The 20,624-nt window shown below is 64.8% G+C and carries 21 protein-coding genes and 1 pseudogene; 5 read left to right on the top strand and 17 right to left on the bottom strand.

Going from position 1 to position 20,624, the window contains the following annotated elements:
* The first annotated feature begins 1 nt into the window (after position 1).
* Entirely contained in the window at positions 2-1,231 is a 1,230-nt protein-coding gene (locus ABIB51_RS13165) for a beta-ketoacyl-[acyl-carrier-protein] synthase family protein (protein WP_354188838.1), read from the top strand.
* Between the two features lie 833 nt (positions 1,232-2,064).
* On the opposite strand, the gene ABIB51_RS13160 is transcribed toward ABIB51_RS13165, so the two are convergent.
* From ABIB51_RS13160 to ABIB51_RS13090, 15 genes are all read right to left on the bottom strand, one after another.
* Positions 2,065-3,534: an aldehyde dehydrogenase (NADP(+)) gene (locus ABIB51_RS13160; protein WP_354188684.1), complete on the bottom strand. Its 1,470-nt coding sequence runs from the start codon at positions 3,532-3,534 to the stop codon at positions 2,065-2,067.
* The gene (locus tag ABIB51_RS13155; protein ID WP_354188682.1) at positions 3,531-5,042 is read right to left on the bottom strand and encodes an FAD-dependent oxidoreductase; all 1,512 of its coding nucleotides are present in this window, start codon (positions 5,040-5,042) and stop codon (positions 3,531-3,533) included. The genes ABIB51_RS13160 and ABIB51_RS13155 overlap by 4 nt, the downstream gene beginning before the upstream one ends.
* Positions 5,039-5,395: a (2Fe-2S)-binding protein gene (locus ABIB51_RS13150; RefSeq protein WP_354188680.1), complete on the bottom strand. Its 357-nt coding sequence runs from the start codon at positions 5,393-5,395 to the stop codon at positions 5,039-5,041. The genes ABIB51_RS13155 and ABIB51_RS13150 overlap by 4 nt, the downstream gene beginning before the upstream one ends.
* A complete protein-coding gene (locus ABIB51_RS13145; protein WP_354188678.1) occupies positions 5,392-6,576 on the bottom strand; it encodes an NAD(P)/FAD-dependent oxidoreductase in 1,185 nt (394 codons plus the stop codon). Before ABIB51_RS13145 ends, ABIB51_RS13150 begins: the two co-directional genes overlap by 4 nt.
* On the bottom strand, positions 6,573-7,274 hold the full coding sequence (locus tag ABIB51_RS13140) for a GntR family transcriptional regulator (protein ID WP_354188676.1): 702 nt from the start codon (positions 7,272-7,274) through the stop codon (positions 6,573-6,575). The genes ABIB51_RS13145 and ABIB51_RS13140 overlap by 4 nt, the downstream gene beginning before the upstream one ends.
* Before the next feature lie 23 nt (positions 7,275-7,297).
* Complete coding sequence (locus tag ABIB51_RS13135; RefSeq protein WP_354188674.1) at positions 7,298-8,242, bottom strand: ornithine cyclodeaminase family protein; 945 nt, start codon at positions 8,240-8,242, stop codon at positions 7,298-7,300.
* Positions 8,239-9,240 (bottom strand): proline racemase family protein, encoded by a 1,002-nt coding sequence (locus ABIB51_RS13130; RefSeq protein ID WP_354188672.1) that lies wholly within the window; start codon positions 9,238-9,240, stop codon positions 8,239-8,241. Before ABIB51_RS13130 ends, ABIB51_RS13135 begins: the two co-directional genes overlap by 4 nt.
* Positions 9,241-9,339: 99 nt before the next feature.
* Positions 9,340-10,245, bottom strand: a complete 906-nt coding sequence (locus tag ABIB51_RS13125; RefSeq protein WP_354188670.1) for a dihydrodipicolinate synthase family protein — start codon at positions 10,243-10,245, stop codon at positions 9,340-9,342.
* A 142-nt stretch (positions 10,246-10,387) separates the two neighbouring features.
* Entirely contained in the window at positions 10,388-11,260 is an 873-nt protein-coding gene (locus ABIB51_RS13120) for a substrate-binding periplasmic protein (RefSeq protein ID WP_354188668.1), read from the bottom strand.
* Positions 11,261-11,311: 51 nt separating this feature from the next.
* Positions 11,312-11,965, bottom strand: a complete 654-nt coding sequence (locus ABIB51_RS13115; RefSeq protein ID WP_354188666.1) for an amino acid ABC transporter permease — start codon at positions 11,963-11,965, stop codon at positions 11,312-11,314.
* Positions 11,962-12,606 carry an amino acid ABC transporter permease gene (locus tag ABIB51_RS13110; protein WP_354188664.1) on the bottom strand — a complete coding sequence of 215 codons (645 nt, stop codon included), beginning with the start codon at positions 12,604-12,606 and terminating at the stop codon, positions 11,962-11,964. The genes ABIB51_RS13115 and ABIB51_RS13110 overlap by 4 nt, the downstream gene beginning before the upstream one ends.
* A 1-nt stretch (position 12,607) precedes the next feature.
* Complete coding sequence (locus ABIB51_RS13105) at positions 12,608-13,393, bottom strand: amino acid ABC transporter ATP-binding protein (RefSeq protein WP_354188662.1); 786 nt, start codon at positions 13,391-13,393, stop codon at positions 12,608-12,610.
* 231 nt (positions 13,394-13,624) lie between these two features.
* Positions 13,625-13,846, bottom strand: a complete 222-nt coding sequence (locus ABIB51_RS13100; protein ID WP_354188660.1) for a hypothetical protein — start codon at positions 13,844-13,846, stop codon at positions 13,625-13,627.
* Complete coding sequence (locus tag ABIB51_RS13095) at positions 13,843-13,974, bottom strand: hypothetical protein (protein ID WP_354188658.1); 132 nt, start codon at positions 13,972-13,974, stop codon at positions 13,843-13,845. Before ABIB51_RS13095 ends, ABIB51_RS13100 begins: the two co-directional genes overlap by 4 nt.
* Before the next feature lie 163 nt (positions 13,975-14,137).
* Complete coding sequence (locus tag ABIB51_RS13090; RefSeq protein ID WP_354188656.1) at positions 14,138-14,890, bottom strand: MBL fold metallo-hydrolase; 753 nt, start codon at positions 14,888-14,890, stop codon at positions 14,138-14,140.
* A gap of 108 nt (positions 14,891-14,998) precedes the next feature.
* Here ABIB51_RS13090 and ABIB51_RS13085 point away from each other — a divergent pair, with 108 nt between their 5' ends.
* The 4 genes and pseudogenes from ABIB51_RS13085 (at position 14,999) to ABIB51_RS13070 (ending at position 17,564) form a co-directional block, all read left to right on the top strand.
* Positions 14,999-15,589 carry a TetR/AcrR family transcriptional regulator gene (locus tag ABIB51_RS13085; protein WP_354188654.1) on the top strand — a complete coding sequence of 197 codons (591 nt, stop codon included), beginning with the start codon at positions 14,999-15,001 and terminating at the stop codon, positions 15,587-15,589.
* 174 nt (positions 15,590-15,763) lie between these two features.
* Positions 15,764-16,762, top strand: coding sequence for an aldo/keto reductase (locus ABIB51_RS13080; RefSeq protein WP_354188652.1), 999 nt, complete (start codon positions 15,764-15,766; stop codon positions 16,760-16,762).
* Positions 16,763-16,900: 138 nt separating this feature from the next.
* Positions 16,901-16,984: pseudogene (locus ABIB51_RS13075) on the top strand (hypothetical protein); the annotation flags it as partial.
* Positions 16,985-17,177: 193 nt separating this feature from the next.
* The gene (locus ABIB51_RS13070) at positions 17,178-17,564 is read left to right on the top strand and encodes a hypothetical protein (RefSeq protein ID WP_354188650.1); all 387 of its coding nucleotides are present in this window, start codon (positions 17,178-17,180) and stop codon (positions 17,562-17,564) included.
* 134 nt (positions 17,565-17,698) lie between these two features.
* Here the strand turns inward: ABIB51_RS13070 and ABIB51_RS13065 are convergent, their stop codons facing one another.
* Together ABIB51_RS13065 and ABIB51_RS13060 are read right to left on the bottom strand one after the other, a co-directional pair.
* Positions 17,699-19,507, bottom strand: coding sequence for an alpha/beta fold hydrolase (locus ABIB51_RS13065; RefSeq protein WP_354188648.1), 1,809 nt, complete (start codon positions 19,505-19,507; stop codon positions 17,699-17,701).
* Positions 19,504-20,109, bottom strand: a complete 606-nt coding sequence (locus ABIB51_RS13060) for a TetR/AcrR family transcriptional regulator (protein WP_354188646.1) — start codon at positions 20,107-20,109, stop codon at positions 19,504-19,506. The genes ABIB51_RS13065 and ABIB51_RS13060 overlap by 4 nt, the downstream gene beginning before the upstream one ends.
* Between the last annotated feature and the right edge of the window lie 515 nt (positions 20,110-20,624).

Raw genomic sequence — 20,624 nt, 5'->3', positions numbered from 1 at the left:
TGTGGATGCAACAGATATTGCGGTGACGGGGGTGGGGGCTTTTACGCCTTTGGGCGGGAACGTGGCCACGACGTGGCAGTCACTCCTGGCTGGAGGTTCCGGGATCCGGGACGTCGGCATGGACTTTCTGCAGGGTAGTGGGCTTCCGGTTACGATCGCCGCTCCGATGGCGGCAGACCCGGCAATGTCCCTTAGCCCCGTGGAAGCGAAGCGGTTGGACCGCGTTCAGCAGGCTGCCATGGTTGCGGCGGAGGAGGCTTGGGCAGATGCTGGCACTCCTGAGGTCGATGGCACCCGGCTGGCCGTGGTTGTGGGGACCGGTGTTGGAGGGATTGGGACGCTGCTCCGGGAGGACGACGTTTTTGAGAGCCGGGGCCTGCGCCGGGTTTCACCACGAACCGTGCCAATGCTGATGGCTAATGGTCCGGCTGCGGCTTTGAGCATTCGCTATGGCGCCAAGGCAGGTTCGTATACGCCCGTCTCGGCGTGTTCCTCGGGCGCGGAAGCGCTGGTCCAGGCAACCCGGCTGATTCGCTCCGGCGAAGCTGACGTGGTCATAGCTGGCGGTGCTGAGGCCGCCATCACCCCGATTACCGTCGCAGCATTTCTCCAGACCCGTGCGCTATCAACACGTACCGCTGACCCGGGCTCAGCATCGCGTCCATTTGCGGCCGACCGCGACGGTTTCGTTCTGGGGGAGGGTGCCGGCATTCTGGTGCTGGAAAGCGCCCAGCATGCCAAGGCCCGCGGTGCTGTCGTCCATGCGGTCCTCCGGGGGGTGGGTATCGCCTCTGACGCGTTCCATATGACTGCACCGGCGGATGACGGGGCGGGTCAGATCACCGCCATCCATAAGGCTCTCAAGGATGCAGGCATGAGCACAGCAGATATAGGGCACATTAACGCGCACGCTACCGGCACATCTCTCGGTGACTTAGCGGAAGCAAAGGCGATCAGGACCGTTTTTGGTGACGCCGCAGTTGTGACCGCGCCCAAGGCTTCCTTGGGCCACCTCTTCGGAGCCGCCGGAGCCGTCGAGGCCATCTTGACGGTCCGAAGCATTGCGCAGGATGTTATCCCCCCCACACGCAATCTCTACGATGGAAATGTCGACCCGAAGATCGGGCTGGACGTCGCCATGGCGACGCGTCACGGCACACAAAACGCGGCCATCTCCAATTCATTCGGATTCGGTGGCCAGAACGTGTGTTTGGTCTTCGGTAAGAGCTAACCGCGGGCACATCTGCTTCTTGGGCAACGGCGTGTGGCCGGTTATGACAGGGATGTCCGTCATGACCCCGCCCGTCGTGGCGTACTTGGGGTTTCAGAATGGTCAGCTGCCCCGTTGGCGAACAGGAACGGCGCCTTGCCACGGTCCAGGGCCTTGGAAGCTGGATACGTTCCACCGGAGACCCGCGGACTCCGTTGTCAGCAAAGGTCTGGGCTGCGCCGGCGGCCTTGAGGGCTGTGAGCCGCAGATCGAGGTTCTGTTCTGCGGTGGAAACTTCGGCATGCCCGATGACTGCCCCAGTATTCTCATAGTCCGAGTAATCCCGGACAATTTTTCGTTCTGAGACTGCCTGTGCGGACGGTTTTTGAGCAGCGGAGGTCCGAGCCGAACCGCGCGATCCTCGACAGTCCCGACGCCCACTGGAAAGCTGCCCGACCGTCCTATTAATCGATCGTCTTTGTGTTAACTGGTAGATGACCGCAATCGACTGACAATTCATTGCCGTGCTGCTTTCCCCTATACGCGCCGAATCCGTCAACATGAATGCCGCCGGCGAGTATCCACCAGAAAGGGTCATCGCCATAGAGTCGCCGCCCAAGGACCACTTGTTCCGGGCTCACCGGCTGCCGTCTCCAGCGAGCAAGCTGTGAGACAACGGCATTCAGCCAGCTTGAGGATGCCATCAGCTCAGTTCCTTTTCGTGATGCTCATGCAGAGGGGGAGAGCCGCTCCGCGCCGGTGTTTCTTCGGGGTCATCCCTTTGGCCCGTATGGTCGCCCGATGTGAAAGGCTGCCGAGTCCGCCTTGCAAGGCATTGTTGTGGTTTGGTGTGGCTAGCCGATCCGGCGGCCGTCCACGAGGCGTGCCAGCCCGAGTGGGTTGTCCTCCCGGAGGGCGTCGGGTAGCAGGTGCTGCGGGAAGCCCTGGTACGCGACGGGTCGGAGGAAGCGGTCGATCGCGGCGGTGCCGACAGAGGTACTGGCAACAGAAGTCGTGGCAGGGTAGGGCCCACCGTGGTGTTGGGCGTACGTGACCGAGACTCCTGTCGGCCACTGGTTCCAGACCACGCGCCCGGCCTTGCTGGCGAGGACCTCGACCAGGTCTCCGACATTGCAGGATTCGGTGCCCTGGATGGTGGCGGTCAACTGCCCCTCGAAGGTCTGGGCAAGTTCCGGAAGTTGGGACTCGTCGTCGTATGTCACCACGACGGCCGCCGGGCCGAAGCATTCTGTCTGGAGTGTTTGCGGCTCAGCAAGCACGTCCGCGGCCGTGGTGAGCAGGACAGTGGGGCTGGGCGGTGTGGCCAGTGGCGCCTCGCCCTGGATCAGGACCTCGACGCGGGGGTTGGTCCGCAGAGCAGAAAGCACCGCGGTGTAGCCGGATTGGATCCGTTCGTTGAGCAGTGCGGCGGCTGGCGGCACGGTGGCATTACGCAAGGCCTCCACGACGCCCGAGCCGGCGGGCACGAAGAGCATGCCGGGTTTGGTGCAGAACTGACCGGCCCCAAGGGTGACAGATGCAAGGAACCCTTCGGCGATCTGCGTGCAACGCTCTGCCGCTGCGGCCCTGGTGACGAATGCCGGGTTGTTGCTGCCCAGTTCACCGAAGAAGGGGATCGGTTCGGGCCGGGAGTAGGCAATGTCGAAGAGTGCCCGGCCGCCGGGGATGGAGCCGGTAAACGCTCCGGCTTTGACTCGGGCGTCCCGCAACGCAGCGGAGCCCGCAGCGGTACCGGTGACGAGGGCGAAGGCGCCCTCTGGTGCGCCGGCCGCGCTGAGGGCCGCTGTAACTACCTCGCCGGTCATCCGGGAGAGGACCGGGTGCCCGGAATGGGCCTTGAGCAGCACCGGACTGCCCGCGGCAAGGGCAGAAGCGGTGTCACCGCCTGCAACCGAAAACGCGAAGGGAAAGTTGCTGGCCGCGAACACGACAACGGGGCCCAGAGGCACCAATATGCGGCGCAGGTCTGGACGGGGTGCGCCCATGGGCCAGTCGGCGTCGGCGTGGTCGATGCGGGCGTCTAGATAGGCGCCATCGCGCAGGACTTCTCCGAAGAGGCGCAGTTGGAATGTGGTGCGTTTCAGCTCGCCCCGGAGCCGGGCCTCGGGCAGGTTGGTCTCGCGTTCGGCGACCGGGATCAGCTGGTCCGCCGCCGAGTCGAGGGCGTCTGCCAAATGGTCGAGCAGGGCGGCGCGCTCGGCCGGGCGCAAGGCCGCGAGCGGCCCGGCGGCCCTGTGCGCGGCGGCGAGGAACGACTCAAGTTCGGCATCAGTTGTGGACGAAATGGCGGCGATCGCGGTCATGTGTGGAGTCCTTTCGGGACGGGGTCAGTGGCCTGAGTCCAGCTGTCTGCAGTTTCGAGGGAGGCAAGTTCACCAATGCTGACGGGCGCGCCGACCGGTCGCCTGGCGGCGTCATTCAGGGACTGGGCGGAGGCCGGAGCACCTGGCCCGGCCCCGAGGCAGGCTGCGGCGAAACCGCAGACCCTGCCCTGGCACCAGCCCATGCCGGCGCGGGTGACGGATTTTAGGCTGCGGCCGTCGCGGGCTTGAAGGGTTTCCCGGGCCTTTCTGATCTCGCCGGCCGTGACCTCCTCGCACCGGCACACAGTAGTGTCGGGTTGGAGCCATTCCTGCCAAGCGGCGGGCACCGGGTGAGCCCGGTGCATGGCCTGTGCGAAACGTCGATGCCGTGCGGCGGGGGATGGTTTGACGGAGGCCCCAGAGCCGGATTCCCGCGCTGCCGCCGCGCCTGCCGTGAGACCCTCAATTACGGCCAGAACTGCCCCTCCGACGCCGGTGACCTCACCGGCCAGAAACAGGCCGGGGATACTGGATTCCTGATTCTCATCGACGAGGCCAACAAGGGAACCGTCGGCGTCGAGCCTGGTACCGGCCCCTAGGGCTACGGGCAGTTCCATCTGGGGGGTGAAGCCCCAGCCGAAGCCGACGACATCGACGTCATCGTAGATGCCTTCGGTGCCGGGGCGGGTCCGGCCGTCGGCATCGACTTTGGCCGTCCGCACCCCTGAGGTACGGTCCTCGCCGAGAATCTCGGTGACAATGCTGCGGGTCCGGTAAGGGATCCGGTGCCGGGCGAAGACTGTGGCATATTCGGCCCCTTCCAGGGCCTTCTCGGGAACCATGGCGGCCGCACCTAGATGCGGCAGCCATGCTGTCACGGACGATGACTCGAGTACGGCAAGGACCCGGCCCCCGGCTTCCGCGATTCCGGCCGCTACCGGGAGCAGGAATGGACCGGTGCCGGCGATCACGAATCTTCGGCCAGGCAGTGTTCCGTTTCCTTTCAGGAAGGCCTGGATGCCTCCGGCGGCCATGACCCCCGGCAGCTCCCAGCCGGGGACCGGCAGCTGCCGGTCGTAGCCTCCCGGGCACAGCACCAGGCGGGGCGCGATGACGGCCCGACCTGCGCCGGGGACCGCAGGGTGTTCGGGTCGTGCCCGGGCCACGGTCGGTGTCGTGTGCAAGGTGAAGCCGGTGCCGTTCTTTTCCGGCATCCAGACCTGGAGACCGGGAAGATAGATGATGCGCCCACGGCGGCGTGCTGTGTCGAAGCGGGCACGGAGCTCAAGGTAGCTGCGCCAGCCGTGGTGTCCGGCACCGTCTGGTTCCGGCACTACGGTCTCGGGGCGATGGCGCCAGAACTGTCCGCCGGGCTGCGCACCGGCGTCCACAACTGCAACCAGCGACCCCGCCTCGGCGGCAGCTACTGCCGCGGCCAGACCGGCGGGTCCGGCGCCCACGACGGCTACGTCAGCTTTCACGGTGCTGCCCACCTCGTTAGGGCTCACGGTCGGCCTCCCTCGGCTTGGGGGTACGAGCCGTCAATCTTCATGCCATTACTTACTTCAACGAGGCATGCACGCTGGTTTTCCGCCCCGTTGACCGTGATCAAGCAGTCGAAGCACACACCGATTCCGCAGAATAGTCCGCGCGGCCGCGCTCCCATGCGGGTGCTCCGCCAGGCAGTGATGCCGTTGGCCGCCAGGGCTGCGCCGACGCTTTGGCCAGGTGCAGCCTCGAGTGGACGGCCGTCGAAGCTGACGGTTACTGCATCAGATGCGCTGCTGCGCCGAGTGATGTCCGGACACGCACCGGCGGGCCTTCCGGGCGTCTCTGCCGCGCCCTGTGCCTGGGTGCTCATGCGGTAGCCTCCTCGTGATGTGCGGCGGTGGGGTCAGCCGGCGAGCCGAAGCGGGCCGGTGCGAAGGGGGAAAGGTCCAGATCGGGGGATTGGCCGGCGAGGGCTTGGGCCAGGAGCTTGCCGGTTCCGGCGGACAGGCCGATGCCGGCGCCCTCGTGCCCGGCTGCGTGCCAGAGCCCCGGGGCGCGCTCATCGTGGCCGATCACCGGCAGGTGGTCCGGGCAATATGGGCGGAAGCCGTGGTAGTGGCGGATTGCCTTGACGTCGCCGAGAAAAGGGAAGAGGGCGGTCGCGTTGCGGGCCAGCAAGCGTAGTGCGCTGGTGCTCACCGAGCGGTCAAAGCCGACGCGCTCCCGCGTCGAGCCAATCAGGATGGTTCCTCCGGGCGTGCTCTCCACCACCGGAGAGGCCTGCAGGCCAGCATCTGAACTGCCGACGTTGTCGATGTATTCTGCCGCGTAGACCTTATGGTGGACCATCGGGGGGAGCGGTTCGGTGACCAGAACAAAGCCCCGTCTGGGCAGGACCGGAACGTTGACGCCAGCCAGTGCGGCGAGTTCACCGGCCCATGTGCCGGTGCAGTTAACGACGGCACCGGCGGAGAAGTCTCCGCGTGGGGTGCGCACACCGGTGACGCGGCCGCCGCTGCGCAGGAAACCCGTCACGGGCGTCTCGGCCAGGAAGCGGGCCCCAGCTTCGGCTGCGAGCCTAACGAGGTGGGTCGCTGCGAGCATCGGCTGGACCTGGCAGTCCTCGGGGTAGCTGGCCCCACCAAGGGCCGCCGGTGAGATATGTGGTTCGGCTTCCCGGAGTGCGTCGCGGTCCAGCTCCTCGACGGCGACGCCGTAGCCGGTCTGGATGGTCATGATGCGGTGCAGGGAGGCGAGGCTGCTTTCTTTGGAGGCCACTATGATCCCGCCCTTGGATTCAAACTCCCAGAGCTTCTTGTGTTCGCTGAGGTCTCCATGCCATACCCCGAGGGAGTAACGCGTCAGTTCGAGTTCGGGGCCAAGTTCCTTGTCCGACACGAGGATGTTTCCCTCGCATGCGGAGGATGTCCCGCTGGCCGGCAGGCCTTTGTCCAGGACGGTGACGGCCAGGCCCTGTTGTGTGGCGAAGTACGCGGTGGCCGCGCCGATGACTCCGGCACCGATGACGAGCACGTCGCAGCCTGCTTTCATGGCTTTTGCTCCTGGTTTGGTTCTTCGTTCTCGCCGGTGGCCCAGAGACCGCGGGCGTGGCCGATGTGGCGTCGCATGAGCTCGCGTGCCCCCGGACCGTCGCCGGATTCAATGAGGTCGAGCAGTTCGTGGTGTTCTTGGGCCGAGTCGGCCAGGCGGTCGCTCTCGCTCAGAGTTTTGAGACCGTACATCCGCGTGCGCGCACGCAGACTGGTTGCGAGCTCGACGAGCTGGTTGTTGCCGGTGTAGCGCAGAAGCTCGGCATGGAAATCGCGGTCAGCAGCCAGGTATGCGGCCAGGTCCCCCTCGCGCGCGGCGTTGACGATGGCGTCGGCCATCGAGCGAAGTGTGGTGATGCCTGAGGGTGGGATGGTACCGGCAATGTCAGCCATCATTGGAGGCTCAAGGAGTAGCCGGATCTCTGAGAGCTCGTCGAGCTCACGATCGCTCATGCTGGTGATGCGGAATCCCTTGTTCTTCATCGTCTCGACCAGACCCTCGCGGGTCAGGTCCATCATGGCTTCCCGCACGGGGGTGGCCGAGACGCCGAAGGCCGCGGCCAGGGCGGGCGCCGAGTACAAGGTGCCTTCCTTGAGTGTGCCGGCAATGATGGCGGTGCGCAGGGACTCGGTGACGGACTCGCGCAGGCTGTACTGGCGGCCGAGGGGCGCTATGGGGAGTTCGTTGTTTACTGACACTGTGGGAACTCCTTGTGCGGTCTTCATGGCGTGCTGCCTCTTTCATACACCAAGGCAGCGGTGACGAGGTCTTCCCATGCCATGCCAACACCGGCGTACAGGCAGGGGTGGCCGGGCGTGCGGTTGAACCGTCCGGTGATGAGGTCTTGAAGGTTGGCGGGATGGATGGCTTCCCATTCCTGGGCGGTTCGGGCCGGGATGAGGTCCCCGGCCTCGCGCCAGGCCGAGGCGCGACCTTCCACGACGACGTCGCTGCGGCGCACGAGCGCGGCGTCCACTTCGCGTGCGTCCAGTCCGTGCTGGCCCACTGCGGCGACCACGGCTCCGGGGGCGACCTGGTTGCCGTCGAAGAGCGGCGTGCGCGAAGAGGTCGTGCAGAGTACGAGGTCCGCGGCGGGCACCTCCGCGACGGTGCCCGGACGGACCTCGATGCCTTCGGTGGCCAGCTGTGCGATGAGCGTCTGCGTGCGCTCGGGGCGTTGGCCGACGACTGAAAAGTTTGCATCAGGGATGACGGCGTGCGCTGCGCGGATATGGTTGAGTGCCTGGATTCCGGCGCCGAAAACGAGCACACGGGGAGCCTCGGGTGCGCCCCCGTGCGCGGCCGCCAGGATGTGCTTTACAGCCAGAAGCGTGGTGGCAGGCGTGCGGATTGCGGTGAGTTCATTGCCGTCCATCACGGCCAGGGGCGCCAGGGTGTCGGAGTCGATGAGGAGAAAGACGCCTTGGATTTTTTCCAGTCCGCGCGCAGGGTTGCCCGTCGCTACGGTGAGGGCTTTGATGCCGCTGAAACTGCGGCCGACCGCCGGCATGAGCAAAAACTCCCCGCCCGGGGCAGGGCTGAAGAGCCTCGGGCTGTCTTCCTCCGGATTCACGCCATCCCTCAGGGCCCGCTCCAGGGCGGCGATCACTGTTGTCCACGGAGCGGCCCGGCGCACCGCTGCCGCATCAAAGTAGGGAAGGCTCACAGTAGGAACCCGGCGGGGAACGGATCGGTGGGATCGAGGAAGTACTGCGCCGTTCCGGTCAGCCAGGCCCTGCCTGTCACGGTGGGGACGACTGCGGGTCGGCCGGCCACTGTTGTCTCCCTGAGCAGTCGGCCAGTGAAGTGGGAACCGATGTAGGACTCGTTGATGAAGTCAGCGCCCAGAGCGAGCTCACCACGGGCGTGCAGCTGAGCCATCCTGGCGCTGGTTCCTGTGCCGCATGGAGAGCGGTCGAACCAGCCCGGATGGATGGCCATGGCGTGACGCGAGTGTTCTGCAGTGGAGCCGGGAGCCTGGAGATAGACGTGGTGGCAACCGCGGATATCGGCACGCTCGGGGTGCACAGGCTCGTCCGCCGCATTAATGGCGTCCATGATCGCAAGGCCGGCCACGAGCAGGTCATCCTTGCGCGCGCGCTCAAAAGGCAGTCCGAGGCTGTCAAGGTCTACGAAGGCGTAGAAGTTTCCTCCAAAGGCCAGATCATAGGCAACGGTGCCGAAACCTGGGACTTCCACCTTGGCATCGAGCCGGTCCACAAAGGATGGAACGTTGTGCAGCGTGACCGATGCCGCCCTTCCGTCCTCGACTGATACCTCGGCGATCACAAGGCCAGCCGGCGTGTCCAGCCGCACCGTGGTGACTGGCTCGACCACCTCGACCATTCCGGTCTCCACCAGCACGGTCGCGACGCCTATGGTGCCATGCCCGCACATGGGCAGAAGCCCGGACACTTCAATGAAGAGGACTCCGAAGTCCGCGTCCGGCCGTGTGGACGGCTGGAGGATGGCTCCGCTCATCGAAGCGTGGCCCCTGGGCTCGGTCATGAGGAGGGTGCGAATCCAGTCGCTGTGTTCCATGAACCACAGCCTGCGCTCCGCCATGGTGGCTCCGGGGATCGTCCCGATGCCGCCCGTGATGACGCGCGTTGGCATTCCCTCGGTATGCGAGTCCACGGCGTGGAAAATGCGATTGGTCCTCATCGGGTTCTCCTTTGGTTCCTATGGTGTCGGTTCCCGGTGCGGCGCGTGGCGCCGCACCGGGAAGGCAGCTTGGCCGCGAATCTGGCTCGGGCCTGAGCGTTACTTGTAGCCCTTGGCGAGGGCTGCCTCGGTGTCACGGACGACGGCGTCGCGGACCGCTGCGGTGAGTGGTCCGCGCGGAGGCCGGCAGGCACCGCCGCGCAGGCCCACGACGTCCATGGACAGCTTGATGGACTGGACGAATTCCGTCTTGCTGTCCCAGCGCAGCAGCGAGTGCAGATCGCGGTAGATTTCACGGGCGCGCTCTAGATCGGCAACGTCGCCGGAGGTGGAGAGCCGGTAGAGCTCGACGGTGGACTCCGGAATGGCGTTGGGATAGCCGGCCACCCAGCCGACGGCGCCAGCCAGGCCCATCTCGACCACGGTGTCGTCCGTACCGATGAGCAGGTCGACCTCGGGGGCAAGTTCCTTGATTTCGTAGGCACGGCGTACATCGCCGGTGAATTCCTTGACACCGACAATGAGGCCTTCACCGTGAAGACGGGCGATGAGCTGGGGGGTCAGGTCCACCTTGGTGTCGATGGGGTTGTTGTACGCCACGATTGGCAGCCCGATGGCGGCGGCGCGGCGGTAGTGGTCCACCACCTCGTCATCATTCGCCCGATATGCGTTCGGAGGTAGCAGCATCAGCGCGCCGGCTCCGGCCGCGGCGGCCTGCTCCGCCCACTTCTGAGTCTGCAGCCCCCCGTAGGCGCCAATACCTGCCATGACGGTGAAACCCTCCGGCGCTGCCTCGACCGCCGTCGTGATCACGCGGGCGCGCTCTTCCTCGCTCAGGGTCTGGTATTCGCCCAGGGAGCCGTTGGGGGCCACACCGTCGCAGCCTGCATTGGCCAGAAACCGGATATGTTCGGCATAGGCGTCGTAGTCGATGCTCAGATCGTCATGGAAAGGCAGGGCCGTTGCGACAAGTACGCCGTGCCAGGGCTTGCGGGATTCCGTCATGATGATGTCCTTTCGTGGGCACACACGGCGCCGTTATTTCTTGCCGTGAGCTTCCTCACAGCTAATCTACCATGTGACATTGCACATGCAGTTTAAAATTGGTGCCGGGCCGAAGCCCGGCACCTTGCGTCGGTCCGCGGCGTTAGCTTGCTGGGACCACGTACTGCTTAGCGGCAACCTTCCCGAGCCCCTCGGACAGGCCGGCGTCGGTCAGGAGCTTGGTGATCGTGCCGTCGGCGCGCTGTGCCGAAATGCCGGCGTCCAGCGCTTCGCGCAGGCTCGTGTTGCCCTTGGTCATCGGGAACGCAGCCTCCGGTGCGTGGGCGATTGCCCCCACCCGCGGGTCGGGCTTGTCATTCGACAGCGCAACATTGACTCCGGCCGCGCCCTTGAACTGGAGCACCTGAACGCCATAAGCGTCGATGTCCGCATCGAGTCGGCCGGCATCGAAGTCGGCCTTTAGCTCAACACTGCTGGGGTAGGTGGCAAGCTTATCGCCCAGGATCTTCTTGAGGTCCTCAACCCACAGGTAGCCGTCGACCGTGCCCACCTTGTTCATCTTCTCGAGATCCGTAACAGTGGTGGCGCCGGTCTTCGAGGCTATGCCCATGCCGTCCAGATAGGTGGAGGCGGAGAAGTCAACGGCCTTGAGTCGCTTCTCTGTTGCGTCGATCGTACCGACAGCCAGATCGATGTTGCCACCGGAAATGGACTGGACGGCATCCGCGTAAGTGGCCTGCTGGTAGGCCGGTTCGAGGCACTCATCCTTAGCGATCTTGTTGATGATTGCGATGTCGATCCCGTTGGGTTGGCCGCTGTTGTAGCTGCTGAAGGGCGGGATATCGATAACGCCCACCGTAAGCTTGCCCGGGGCGACGGTCTGGATTCCGGAATGCTGGGGTGTGCACGACGTTGTGCTGGCTTCCGAGGATCCGCCGCACGCCGTCAGTGCGAGGCCGAGGGTGATCGCGGTGGCAGTAAGTATGCCGGCAGTCTTGAGTGGGTGCGGTTTCATGTCTTCTCCTGGGTATGTTGGGGATGGTGCCGAGTGTGTTGGGTGGAACGGTCAGGTGTGGCGGGCCAGCCGCTTCTCGAAGAAGACGGTGATCCACGTTGCCGGCATCGAGATGACGGCGTAGCAGAGGCCTGCAAGGGTGAAAATTTGCAGGTAGTTGAAGTCCTGGCTGCCGATGTTGTAGGCGGTCTTCATCAATTCAGGGACGGCGATGCCGTAGGCCAGCGACGTGCCTTGGAAGACCTGGATCGCGACGCCCATCAGTCCGGGGATTGCTGACCGCATGCCTTGCGGCATGATGACCCGGAAGAAGGTGACGCGCTGCGACAGACCCAGGGCATTGGATGCCTCTCTCTGTCCGCGGGCCACGGACTGGAAGCCGGCTCGCATGATTTCGCTCGAGTACGCAGCCGAGTTCCACGTGAGGGCGAGGCAGGCGGCTGTGATGCTTTCGAATGCGATCCCGAACTTCGGCAGGCCGTAGTAGACGAGGTAGAGAATCACCAGGGCCGGTGCGCCGCGGCCAATCTCGACGACGGCGAGTCCGAGAGTACGGATGGCCAGATTCTCGGCGTTCACCATGAGGCTGAGGCCCAGACCCAGCGGATGGCCGAAGAGGATTGAGATGCCTGCGATCATGAGGCTGACGCCGAGGCCGGACATCATCTGCGGGAGATAGCCCGCCCATTCTGTAAGCCAGGTCATACGTAGATCGCCTTCCTCATGCGGGAATCGAGTCGACGGGAGAGGTAGGCGACCGGCAGGCTAAGGACGATGTAGAGGACGCCCACGATGATGTAGGGCAGGATCCCCTCGACCGTTGGGTGCTGCCGTGCGAAGGCCTGGGACTGGAAAACCATCTCGGCAACGATGATCGTCGACGCGATCGAGGAATCCTTGAGCAGGCCGGTCAGGTAGGTCGCGATGGACGGGGATACGATACGGAAAGCCTGCGGGGCCAGCACACCGTAGAACGTGGCGGTCGGGGCCAGCCCCAAGGCGTGTGACGCCTCGCCCTGACCACGGGGAACAGACTGCAGACCGCCGCGAAGGATCTCGGCGAGGTAGGCCACGGAGACGATACCGAGGCCGACGATGGCCGCGCCGACCGGGTTGAACTTGAACGTGCCGATCTGGATGCCGAACTTGAGTAGGAACAGCCACACGATGATTGGAACTCCCCGCACAAGGTCAACGAAGAACCGGGAGACCAGCCTCACCGCGAAGTTTGACGATGACAGGCAGATGGCGAGGGGAACGGCCCCGACAATACCAATGGCAAACGCCGACAGCGTCAGACCCAGGGTCATGGGCAGCCCCTGCAGGAGAGCGGAGAGCGCCTCCATGTCAGCGCTCCAGCACGGCACGCAGGAAGCGGCGGGTCCGGGCTTCCTGCGGGTCTCTCATGATGGCACTCGGATCGCCTTGCTCAATGATCTTGCAGTCGGCCATCACGACAAGCGTGTCCGAGACGTCACGGGCGAACTGCATCTCGTGGGTTACAACGATCATCGTCATCCCATCTGCTGCCAGCTCGCGCATCACGGCCAGGACCTCGAGACCCACCTCGGGGTCGAGGGCTGAAGTCGGTTCATCGAAGAGCATGATGCCCGGGTCCAGGGCCAGAGCCCGCGCGATGGCAATGCGCTGCTGCTGACCTCCCGAGCACCGGCCGGGGTGCTGGGCCGCCTTCTCCGTCAGGCCTACCCGCTCGAGCAACTGCATCGAACGCTCATCGGCCTCTTCCTTACTGCGGCCGAGAACCTTCTGCTGCGGAAAGCTGATGTTCTTCAGCGTGGACATGTGCGGAAAGAGGTTGAAGGACTGAAAAACCATGCCGACCGTGCGCCGCAGCGCGGCAAGGTCCCGGGCGTTGACATCGTGACCCGGCTGAATGGTGTGCTCGCCCACCTGAATGGTGCCGGAGTCAGGCCGTTCCAGGAGGTTGATGCACCGAAGGAATGTGCTCTTTCCTGCGCCGGAGGGGCCAATGAGCGCCGTTACCGTCCCGGGCTCGACGTGCAGGGAGACATCGTCAAGGACGACGTGGTCGCCATAACGCTTTGAGATATTGTCCAGCCTGATGCCGGTACGGGGGGCGAGCGTGGCGTTCGCGATTTCTGAAAGGGTCATAGCGATCTTCCATGTGTGGACTAGGTAAACATTGCCCGTGTGGGCTATGTCACATCATATGTGCAATGGTACATGACACCAATGGCCTTGGAAAGGCGGCCTCTGTTTTTCTGCTAGTGCTCGCAGCGATTGCACAGGAGTGCACATTGGGGCATCCGTCGGGTCGTGGAGTCGTCGGGTTACCTGGCCCGGAGCCCGGGATGCGGAACGCCCGGGCAGGATTCCGAACTTTTAGGGCGACCACCTTTGGCGCTCCACGGTAATACCGAACGGGACCTCGTCGGTGATCTCGAGTGAAAACGACGACATGCTTTCCCTGGTGATGAGGATGCCGCCCCTCCGCATCTTGAGGGCTCGATCCCTTAGCCTTTGCTCTGCCTGACCAAGGACGGAGTCCATGTTGACGCGGTCTGTGGCCGTGACCTGAAGAACCGCCTTATGGGTCTCGCTCATTGCATCCTCCAGTTTCGCGGGGAGAACAGCCTGATGTGGCGCCACTGCTCGATGACGGCGCCCGCGGCGGTCTGGCCGATGGGGCCGGCGCCGATCACAGCAACGGGGAGATTCTTCGCTGAATCCATGGTGATCTCTGTTTCTCTGTTTCATCCGTAGGTGTGGCGGGTTCAGTTGGCAGGTGCCTGCCGGTCTCCCGTAGGGCCGGCAGGCGGAGGGTCTTAGCAGAAGTCACTGGTGTCACCGCTGCCGTGGTGGTTACGAGGTTGGATCCCTTCGCGGCTCTGGTGGTTAGATCTCAAGGACCCGCGGCACCCCCGGGGTAAGCCATTTCAGGCGGTCAGTCAGGCCGGCTTCGGCAAAGGAGGCCGCGATCTCGTCTTCCGTTTCGGTGAAGTGTTCCCACGAGGAGAAATGGATCGGCACCACCGTGTGGGCGCCGAGGGAGGCAGTGAACTTCGCTGCGTTCGCGCTGTCCATGCTGATCATCTGGTCCCCGAGTATGGCGAACTTTGCCGCGCCGAGATGCAGCGCCGCTACTCCGATCGAGAATTTTTCCCCGATTTGATCAAGATCGCTTTCGTACGTGGTGTCGCCGGAAATGTAGAGGACCTTCTCTTCCCCGGGGACCCGGAGGATGAATCCAACCACGTCACCGGCCGGACCATGATGGGCGGGCGTCGCTGTGATGATCACGGATTTCTCTCCCACTGTGAGCGTGTGACTGCTCCAGGGGGCGATGCCAACTGCTTGGCCGCCCAGCCGACCCGCACCGCTTTCGGTGGTCATCACGGGCTTTCCCTCCAGCAGCCTCCTGCCGGCCTCGTCGAGATTGTCCGGGTGTTCGTCGTGACTGAGCAGCACGGCGTCAAATGGAGGAAGGTCGCTTGCGGCTATGGCCGGCTCAGTGGTGCTCCGCAGAACCACCGGCCCCGATACGTACTCAGTGGGGGCGGGGTCGAACACCGGATCGGTGAGGAACGTGAGGCCACCAAATTCAACGAGCATCGTTGCGGTGCCGATATGCGTCAGGGTTGTCTGCATGGGTCTTCCTTTGAATCTTGAATTTCAACGAGGGATGGGGGGCGAGTTCGTAACTATACGGACGATCGTACAGTATGATTGGTGTTAGTGCACGAAGAGAGGGTCAGTATGGATGGCAGAACGGCCAGGGGGCTGAAATCGAGAAAAATTGTTCTCGATGAGGCGGTGAACATGGCCTCAGTCGAAGGGCTCGAGGGTCTTTCGATCGGGGGCCTGGCCTCCCGGGCAGGGCTTAGTAAGAGCGGGGTGGCTGTGCTGTTCGGTTCGAAGGAGCAGCTTCAAATCGCGACGGTCGAGGCGGCGCGGGAAGTTTTCATCGCCGCGGTCGTGGCGCCCTCCCTTAGGACCGCACCCGGTCTGGCAAGACTTCGGGTCCTTCTGGACGGCTGGCTTTCCTACAGCCGTGACCGGGTCTTTACCGGCGGTTGCTTCTTCTCGGCCGCCGGCACGGAGTTGGATTCCAAATCCGGCCCGGTGAGGGAAGCGGTTGTGAAGGCGCTTCTGGAATGGCATTCCTTGCTGGGCTCCCAGATCCAGACCGCAGCCGACACCGGAGAACTCCCCGGCGCGGACGTGAACCAACTGGTGTTCGAGACGACGGCATTCCTGGAGGCGGCCAATGCGCGTTCGCTCCTCACCGGCTCGGCCGAGCCGTACACCGCGGCGAAACGCGCGCTGGCCCGGATCTACGGGCAATGATAATCAACACCTCCAGCCGGCTTCCGCCTGCGGATGGCCGGCGGCGTGCCCGCTGGGCAGGAAGACATTGAGATTGTTCTACGGCCGCCGGGTGCCTCGGCGGGTTTGTCCTTGCCGGTGACGTTAAGACCGGGAAGGCCTGAGACATCCGCATTCAGAAGGAACGGGAAACCCATGAATAAAGCAACAACAGTCCATCTTGGCGACGGCCTCACGGTCAGCCCCCTGGGGTTCGGCGGCATGGCCCTGACCCCGGTGTACGGTGAGGTGGATCCGGCCGAGGCCTTGCGGACCCTGCATCACGCGGTGGATGCCGGGGTGAGCTTCATCGACACGGCGGACATCTACGGCGGCGGCAGCAACGAGGAGCTGATTGCCCGGCTGCTCAAGGAACGCCGCGGCGAAGTCCAGCTGGCCACCAAGTTCGGCCTCGTCGACGGGCCGGCTGAGGGCCGCCGCGAAGTCAGGGGCGACGCCGCCTACGTGAAACAGGCGGTGGACCGCAGCCTGCAGCGGCTGGGCACCGACTCGATCGACCTGTACTACATGCACCGCCGTGACCTCCGCGTTCCGATAGTGGAAACCGTGGAGGCCATGGCGGGGCTGGTGCAGGCCGGCAAGGTGCGGCATCTGGGCCTGTCAGAGGTGACGGCCGAGGAGCTGCGGGAGGCCAGCAGCATCCACCCGATCGCCGCGGTCCAGAGCGAATGGTCCATCTGGAGCCGCGACGTGGAACGCAATGTGGTTCCCGCCGCCGCCGAACTCGGGGTGGGTTTTGTGCCCTATTCGCCGCTGGGCCGGGGATTCCTCACCGGCACCGTGGACGCCTCGACGCTGGGCAGCAACGACTTCCGCCGCACCATCCCGCGGTTTGCCGAGGCGGCCCTGGACACCAATCAGGGGGTGGTCGCGGCCCTGCAATCGGTCGCCGCCGAGCTGGAGGCAACGCCCGCGCAGGTAGCGCTGGCCTGGCTCTTCGTACAGGGCCGGCAGCTGGGGCTGCCTGTGGTCCCCATCCCCGGCACGCGCAAGGCGGACCGGATCGACGAAAACCTGGGCGCCCTGGCGCTCGAGTTTACCGCAGCGCAGCTGAAGACGCTCGACGCCGCCGCGGACGCCGTCGTCGGCTCCCGCTCGGCGGACCCCAGCTTCGTGTCCCAGGGCCGTGAATAGCATGCCCGCGATATGCGGGCATGCCGGCCCCATGACTGCCTGGACCACCCGCGGTGACGGGGTCGAAAAGATCTCACCACGCCAGCTGCCGATGCCGGCACCAGGGCCCGGTGAAGTGCTGGTGAAGATCGCGGCGATGTCCGGCCCTTGGTCGACTCGACATACACAGTGGACAAGATCCACGAGGCACTCGAGCACCTGGAAAATGGCCGGCACTTCGGCAAGGTCGTGGTCACAATGCCGTCTTCCCCGCTGCCCGGGTGGCTCTTAGCCGGCCTTCATTCCGCGCTCACGCCACGCTCACTTTCGAGGCAGGGAAACGGCCCAGAGGGGCGGCATCACGGAGAGCGACCACAGGCCCGGGAAGAAACGCGCCCCATAAAGTGCTTGGCACTAGACAAGAGGATGGATTTAGATGCCGTTGGATCAGCTTTTCGCAACACTCGCCTGCGCACTTCTGGCCGGCCTGACCATCTTCCAGGGCGCGCTTATCGCCGGGGCTCCGCTGGGAAGAGCGGCGTGGGGCGGACAGCACCGCGTCCTCCCTGCCAAACTGAGAATCGGGAGCGCCCTGTCCATAGCCGTGTATGCCCTTTTTGCCTATGCAGCGCTGGCCAAGGCTGGTTTGGTCCCGGTCTTGGTCAGCGAATCCTTTACTGCGGTCACCATGTGGGTGATGACGGCATACTTCGTGCTCGGAGTCTTCATGAACGGGATTTCCCGCAGCAAGCCCGAACGCCTCATCATGACCCCCACCACGCTGGCCCTAGCGCTCCTCTATCTGGTCCTTGCGCTCCACTGATCTCCAGCAGGGGCCGCGGGGACCAGCAACCTGCGCTTCCGGAATCCCACGTCGACGTTGCCGGACTGAGGTCCTGCTTGACCGGGACGCTGTCGATGCCCCAGAGATCTTCGGGGGCGACGAGAGGTCCGCGCCTATTGACGCCCCGGGGCGACGCCGATGAGCCGCGCCACAGCATCGGGATGCGTCAATTGAGGGTGGTGGCCGGCGCCATCGATCACATGGACGGGCACCGGATGCCCATTACGCCCCGTCACGGCGGCGTTCTTCCTGTCCATGAGCAGGGGATCCTCTGACCCGACGATCAGGTGCATCTGGCCTGGATAGTTGGCGAGCAGCCGAGCCAGGTCCGCGCGCTGGGCCGGGTTGGACGCCCGGCGCAGGAGCCGCGCGGCGGTCGGGGCACTCGCGCGGCGGAGATCTGCGGCGCTCGACTCGAGCTGCTCCGTCCGGTCCCCGTTCCCGGTGAGAATTCCTGCGAGCCGCGCCGCTGAGACCCTCCTGAGATAGAGCCGGGTGAGCGGGACCAGTCGTTGGGGGAGAGCTGCCCGCGTCTGGAGAAAGTGGGGCGAGACCAGCCAGAGACGCGCGACGGCGTCGGAATGCTCAGACGCGTATTGCAGCGCCAGCGCGGAACCCACGGAATGGCCCACGAGGTGAATGCCCGTTCGGCCGCCGATCACAGCGTCGAGCCAATGGTGCCAATCATCCGGCGTTCCTGAACTGGCGCCCAGTCCCGGCAAGTCGACTGCCCTGCCGTCGACCAGGGCGGCGGTTTCGGACCAGGTGTCGGCATTGACGGGCAGCCCGGGCAGGATGATTGTGCAGGCCCCGGAATCCCCGACGGACAGTGTCCGGATGCCGGACTCGCGCGTGAATCCTCTCACCGGTCCCGAGCCGGGAATCGCGCCAAAGCGGTGGGTGACGAGGTGGTCGGCCCAGCGCGTGAGGGAGGCGGTGACATCAGAGTGGTGCAGTCCGTGGCGTTCCGCGAGGTGGTCGGCCGAGGAGGTTGGGTACCGCTCCGTCGACAGGAAACTCAGCGTTTCGGGGTGGGCCCGGGTGATCCATGAGGGAAGCGCGCGCAGGAGTCGGATCGGTATGCGCAGTCGTGGTGTCCGGACTCCCAGATGGTCAGCGAGCATCGACAGCATGACCGGTAGCGCCGGTGTTGAATCGTCCAGTGGCCAATAGGAGCGCCCCAGTGTGTCGGCTGCGATCGGGATCAACGCCATGAACGCGGCGAGATAGTCCACGGTCACGACGGGAACGAAGGTGTCTTCTGCTCCCGGCAAGGCTGCGAGATCGCCGTTCCAGAGGTCTCGGATGGTGCCGGCGAGGCCGAGTATCTGCTCAGACTCGCCGGTGACCGAGTCCCCGATCACGGTGGCCGGATTAACGATGGTCCACGGAACCCCAAGCCTGGACGCAGTCGCTTGGACCACCGCGTCCGACTCGACCTTGGATGCCTCATAAGCACCCAGCCGCGAGTACTCGGAGCGCACCCGTTCGGCCGGCCAGGGGACATCGGCTGGGTCCTGGCCGCCCACACGGTAGCCGGACAGGTGCACCAGGCGGCCCAGTGACGGCAGCCGTGAGGCGAGAACCACAATCCGCTCGGAGGATCCAACATTGGCCGCCCGTGCCTGATCGGGGGTCATCCCGAAACGGTAGGAACCTGCAACGTTGTAGACCTCGGTAACTCCGGCGAGTACCGGGCCGACCGGGTCGAGGCCCAGGCTGTCGTCGTCGAAATCGACGACGACATGATCGAAGGGCTGCCCCGCGCCGTGGTCCGAGAGCCACGAGGCCAGGTGGGCGTGGGATCCTGCGCTTCGCAAGGCGGCCACGACCGCGAGGCCCTGCAGCAGGAGTTCGCGCACGAGCCAGCGGCCAATGAAACCGTTCGCTCCGAAGACGAGTGCCATCCGAGACGCGCTCACTGCGCCCCTCCCTGCTCAAGGATCGGACCGAGCAGACCCTTGAGGGTCCGTGAAGCCGACACGAGCGGTTCCGTGGTCCTTTGTGCGCGGCAAACTACCAGCGCACCTTCGATGAGGCAGACCGCCGAGGTGGCGAGGCTGCGGGTGTCATCCGTGTCGCCGGCGGATGACACCAGGTAGGCGTGAAAGGTTGCGACCCACGATGCGTAGGCATCACTGCACGCCGCACGAAGCTGCTCGTCCTCGGCTCCGGCGTCGAGGGTGACGGCTGCGACCGGGCAGCCTGCCCGGTAGTCACTGCTCACAAGAAGGCCCGCGAGCCCGCTGATCACGACGTCGACCAGTTCTTCGAAGGACCTGCTCACCGCCATGGCATCCGCGATCGATGACCTGAACTGCTCGGCGGCCAGTGAGACTGCCGCGCTCCCCAGTTCCGTCTTGCCCCCGGGAAAGTGGAAGTACAGGGACCCCTTGGGCGCAGCCGAGTGTTCCAGCACCGCGGTGAGCCCGGCACCATGGTAGCCCTTGGTCTGGATGAGCTGGAGCATCGATCCGGTCAGCCGCTGCCGGGTAGCGCTGCCCTTCGAGGAAAGCGAAGACATACGAGGATAATAGACCAGTCTGTATATTTTTTTAAGGGGGATCCGTCTCGATTCTCACGGAGGGTCCCCGTCAGCCAACAAACCGTCTTGGGCGAAGCCGATGCGGCCTACGGTGGCGTGAGCACTTCCGGGACCGACTCGCCGTTCGGCGGGATCACGGCGAACATCGAAGCATTCGTCGGGGTCCCAGTGGCTCACCATGCGCCCCGGTCCTCCTGCTAAGTATTGGCCGCGAGCGTGGTCCAGATGGTCCGTGAGTGCTTGTTGTGGATGAAGACCGTACCATTAGCCCCCGCAAATTGATGACGCCAAAGGCTCGGGTTCCGGCGTTCAGGTCGGCGGCCAACGCTACGTCGACCGGTTTCGGAAGGGCTGAGGACGTGGACCATCGTAAGCAGGGTGTGGATGACCATTTATCCGAAAACTAGGCACTTTCTCCATTGGTTCGCCGGACTCCGTTGTTCCGGCGGCGATGATCCGCAACCGTGGCGCTACCCAACCAGGTGTCAAGGGCG

Origin of the sequence: Arthrobacter sp. UYCu712, assembly GCF_040547005.1 — a bacterium.
Taxonomy (GTDB): domain Bacteria; phylum Actinomycetota; class Actinomycetes; order Actinomycetales; family Micrococcaceae; genus Arthrobacter.
Note: the sequence above shows the minus strand (reverse complement) of the source record. Positions and strands in the feature narration are given on the sequence as shown.

Coding starts and splice junctions, on each gene's coding strand:
- ABIB51_RS13160 (WP_354188684.1), bottom strand. CDS start 3,534: ATGACCGCGATCGCCGCCATTTCGTCCACAACTGATGCCGAACTTGAG.
- ABIB51_RS13150 (WP_354188680.1), bottom strand. CDS start 5,395: ATGAGCACCCAGGCACAGGGCGCGGCAGAGACGCCCGGAAGGCCCGCC.
- ABIB51_RS13145 (WP_354188678.1), bottom strand. CDS start 6,576: ATGAAAGCAGGCTGCGACGTGCTCGTCATCGGTGCCGGAGTCATCGGC.
- ABIB51_RS13130 (WP_354188672.1), bottom strand. CDS start 9,240: ATGAGGACCAATCGCATTTTCCACGCCGTGGACTCGCATACCGAGGGA.
- ABIB51_RS13125 (WP_354188670.1), bottom strand. CDS start 10,245: ATGACGGAATCCCGCAAGCCCTGGCACGGCGTACTTGTCGCAACGGCC.
- ABIB51_RS13120 (WP_354188668.1), bottom strand. CDS start 11,260: ATGAAACCGCACCCACTCAAGACTGCCGGCATACTTACTGCCACCGCG.
- ABIB51_RS13115 (WP_354188666.1), bottom strand. CDS start 11,965: ATGACCTGGCTTACAGAATGGGCGGGCTATCTCCCGCAGATGATGTCC.
- ABIB51_RS13110 (WP_354188664.1), bottom strand. CDS start 12,606: ATGGAGGCGCTCTCCGCTCTCCTGCAGGGGCTGCCCATGACCCTGGGT.
- ABIB51_RS13105 (WP_354188662.1), bottom strand. CDS start 13,393: ATGACCCTTTCAGAAATCGCGAACGCCACGCTCGCCCCCCGTACCGGC.
- ABIB51_RS13100 (WP_354188660.1), bottom strand. CDS start 13,846: ATGAGCGAGACCCATAAGGCGGTTCTTCAGGTCACGGCCACAGACCGC.
- ABIB51_RS13095 (WP_354188658.1), bottom strand. CDS start 13,974: ATGGATTCAGCGAAGAATCTCCCCGTTGCTGTGATCGGCGCCGGCCCC.
- ABIB51_RS13090 (WP_354188656.1), bottom strand. CDS start 14,890: ATGCAGACAACCCTGACGCATATCGGCACCGCAACGATGCTCGTTGAA.
- ABIB51_RS13085 (WP_354188654.1), top strand. CDS start 14,999: ATGGATGGCAGAACGGCCAGGGGGCTGAAATCGAGAAAAATTGTTCTC.
- ABIB51_RS13080 (WP_354188652.1), top strand. CDS start 15,764: ATGAATAAAGCAACAACAGTCCATCTTGGCGACGGCCTCACGGTCAGC.
- ABIB51_RS13070 (WP_354188650.1), top strand. CDS start 17,178: ATGCCGTTGGATCAGCTTTTCGCAACACTCGCCTGCGCACTTCTGGCC.
- ABIB51_RS13060 (WP_354188646.1), bottom strand. CDS start 20,109: ATGTCTTCGCTTTCCTCGAAGGGCAGCGCTACCCGGCAGCGGCTGACC.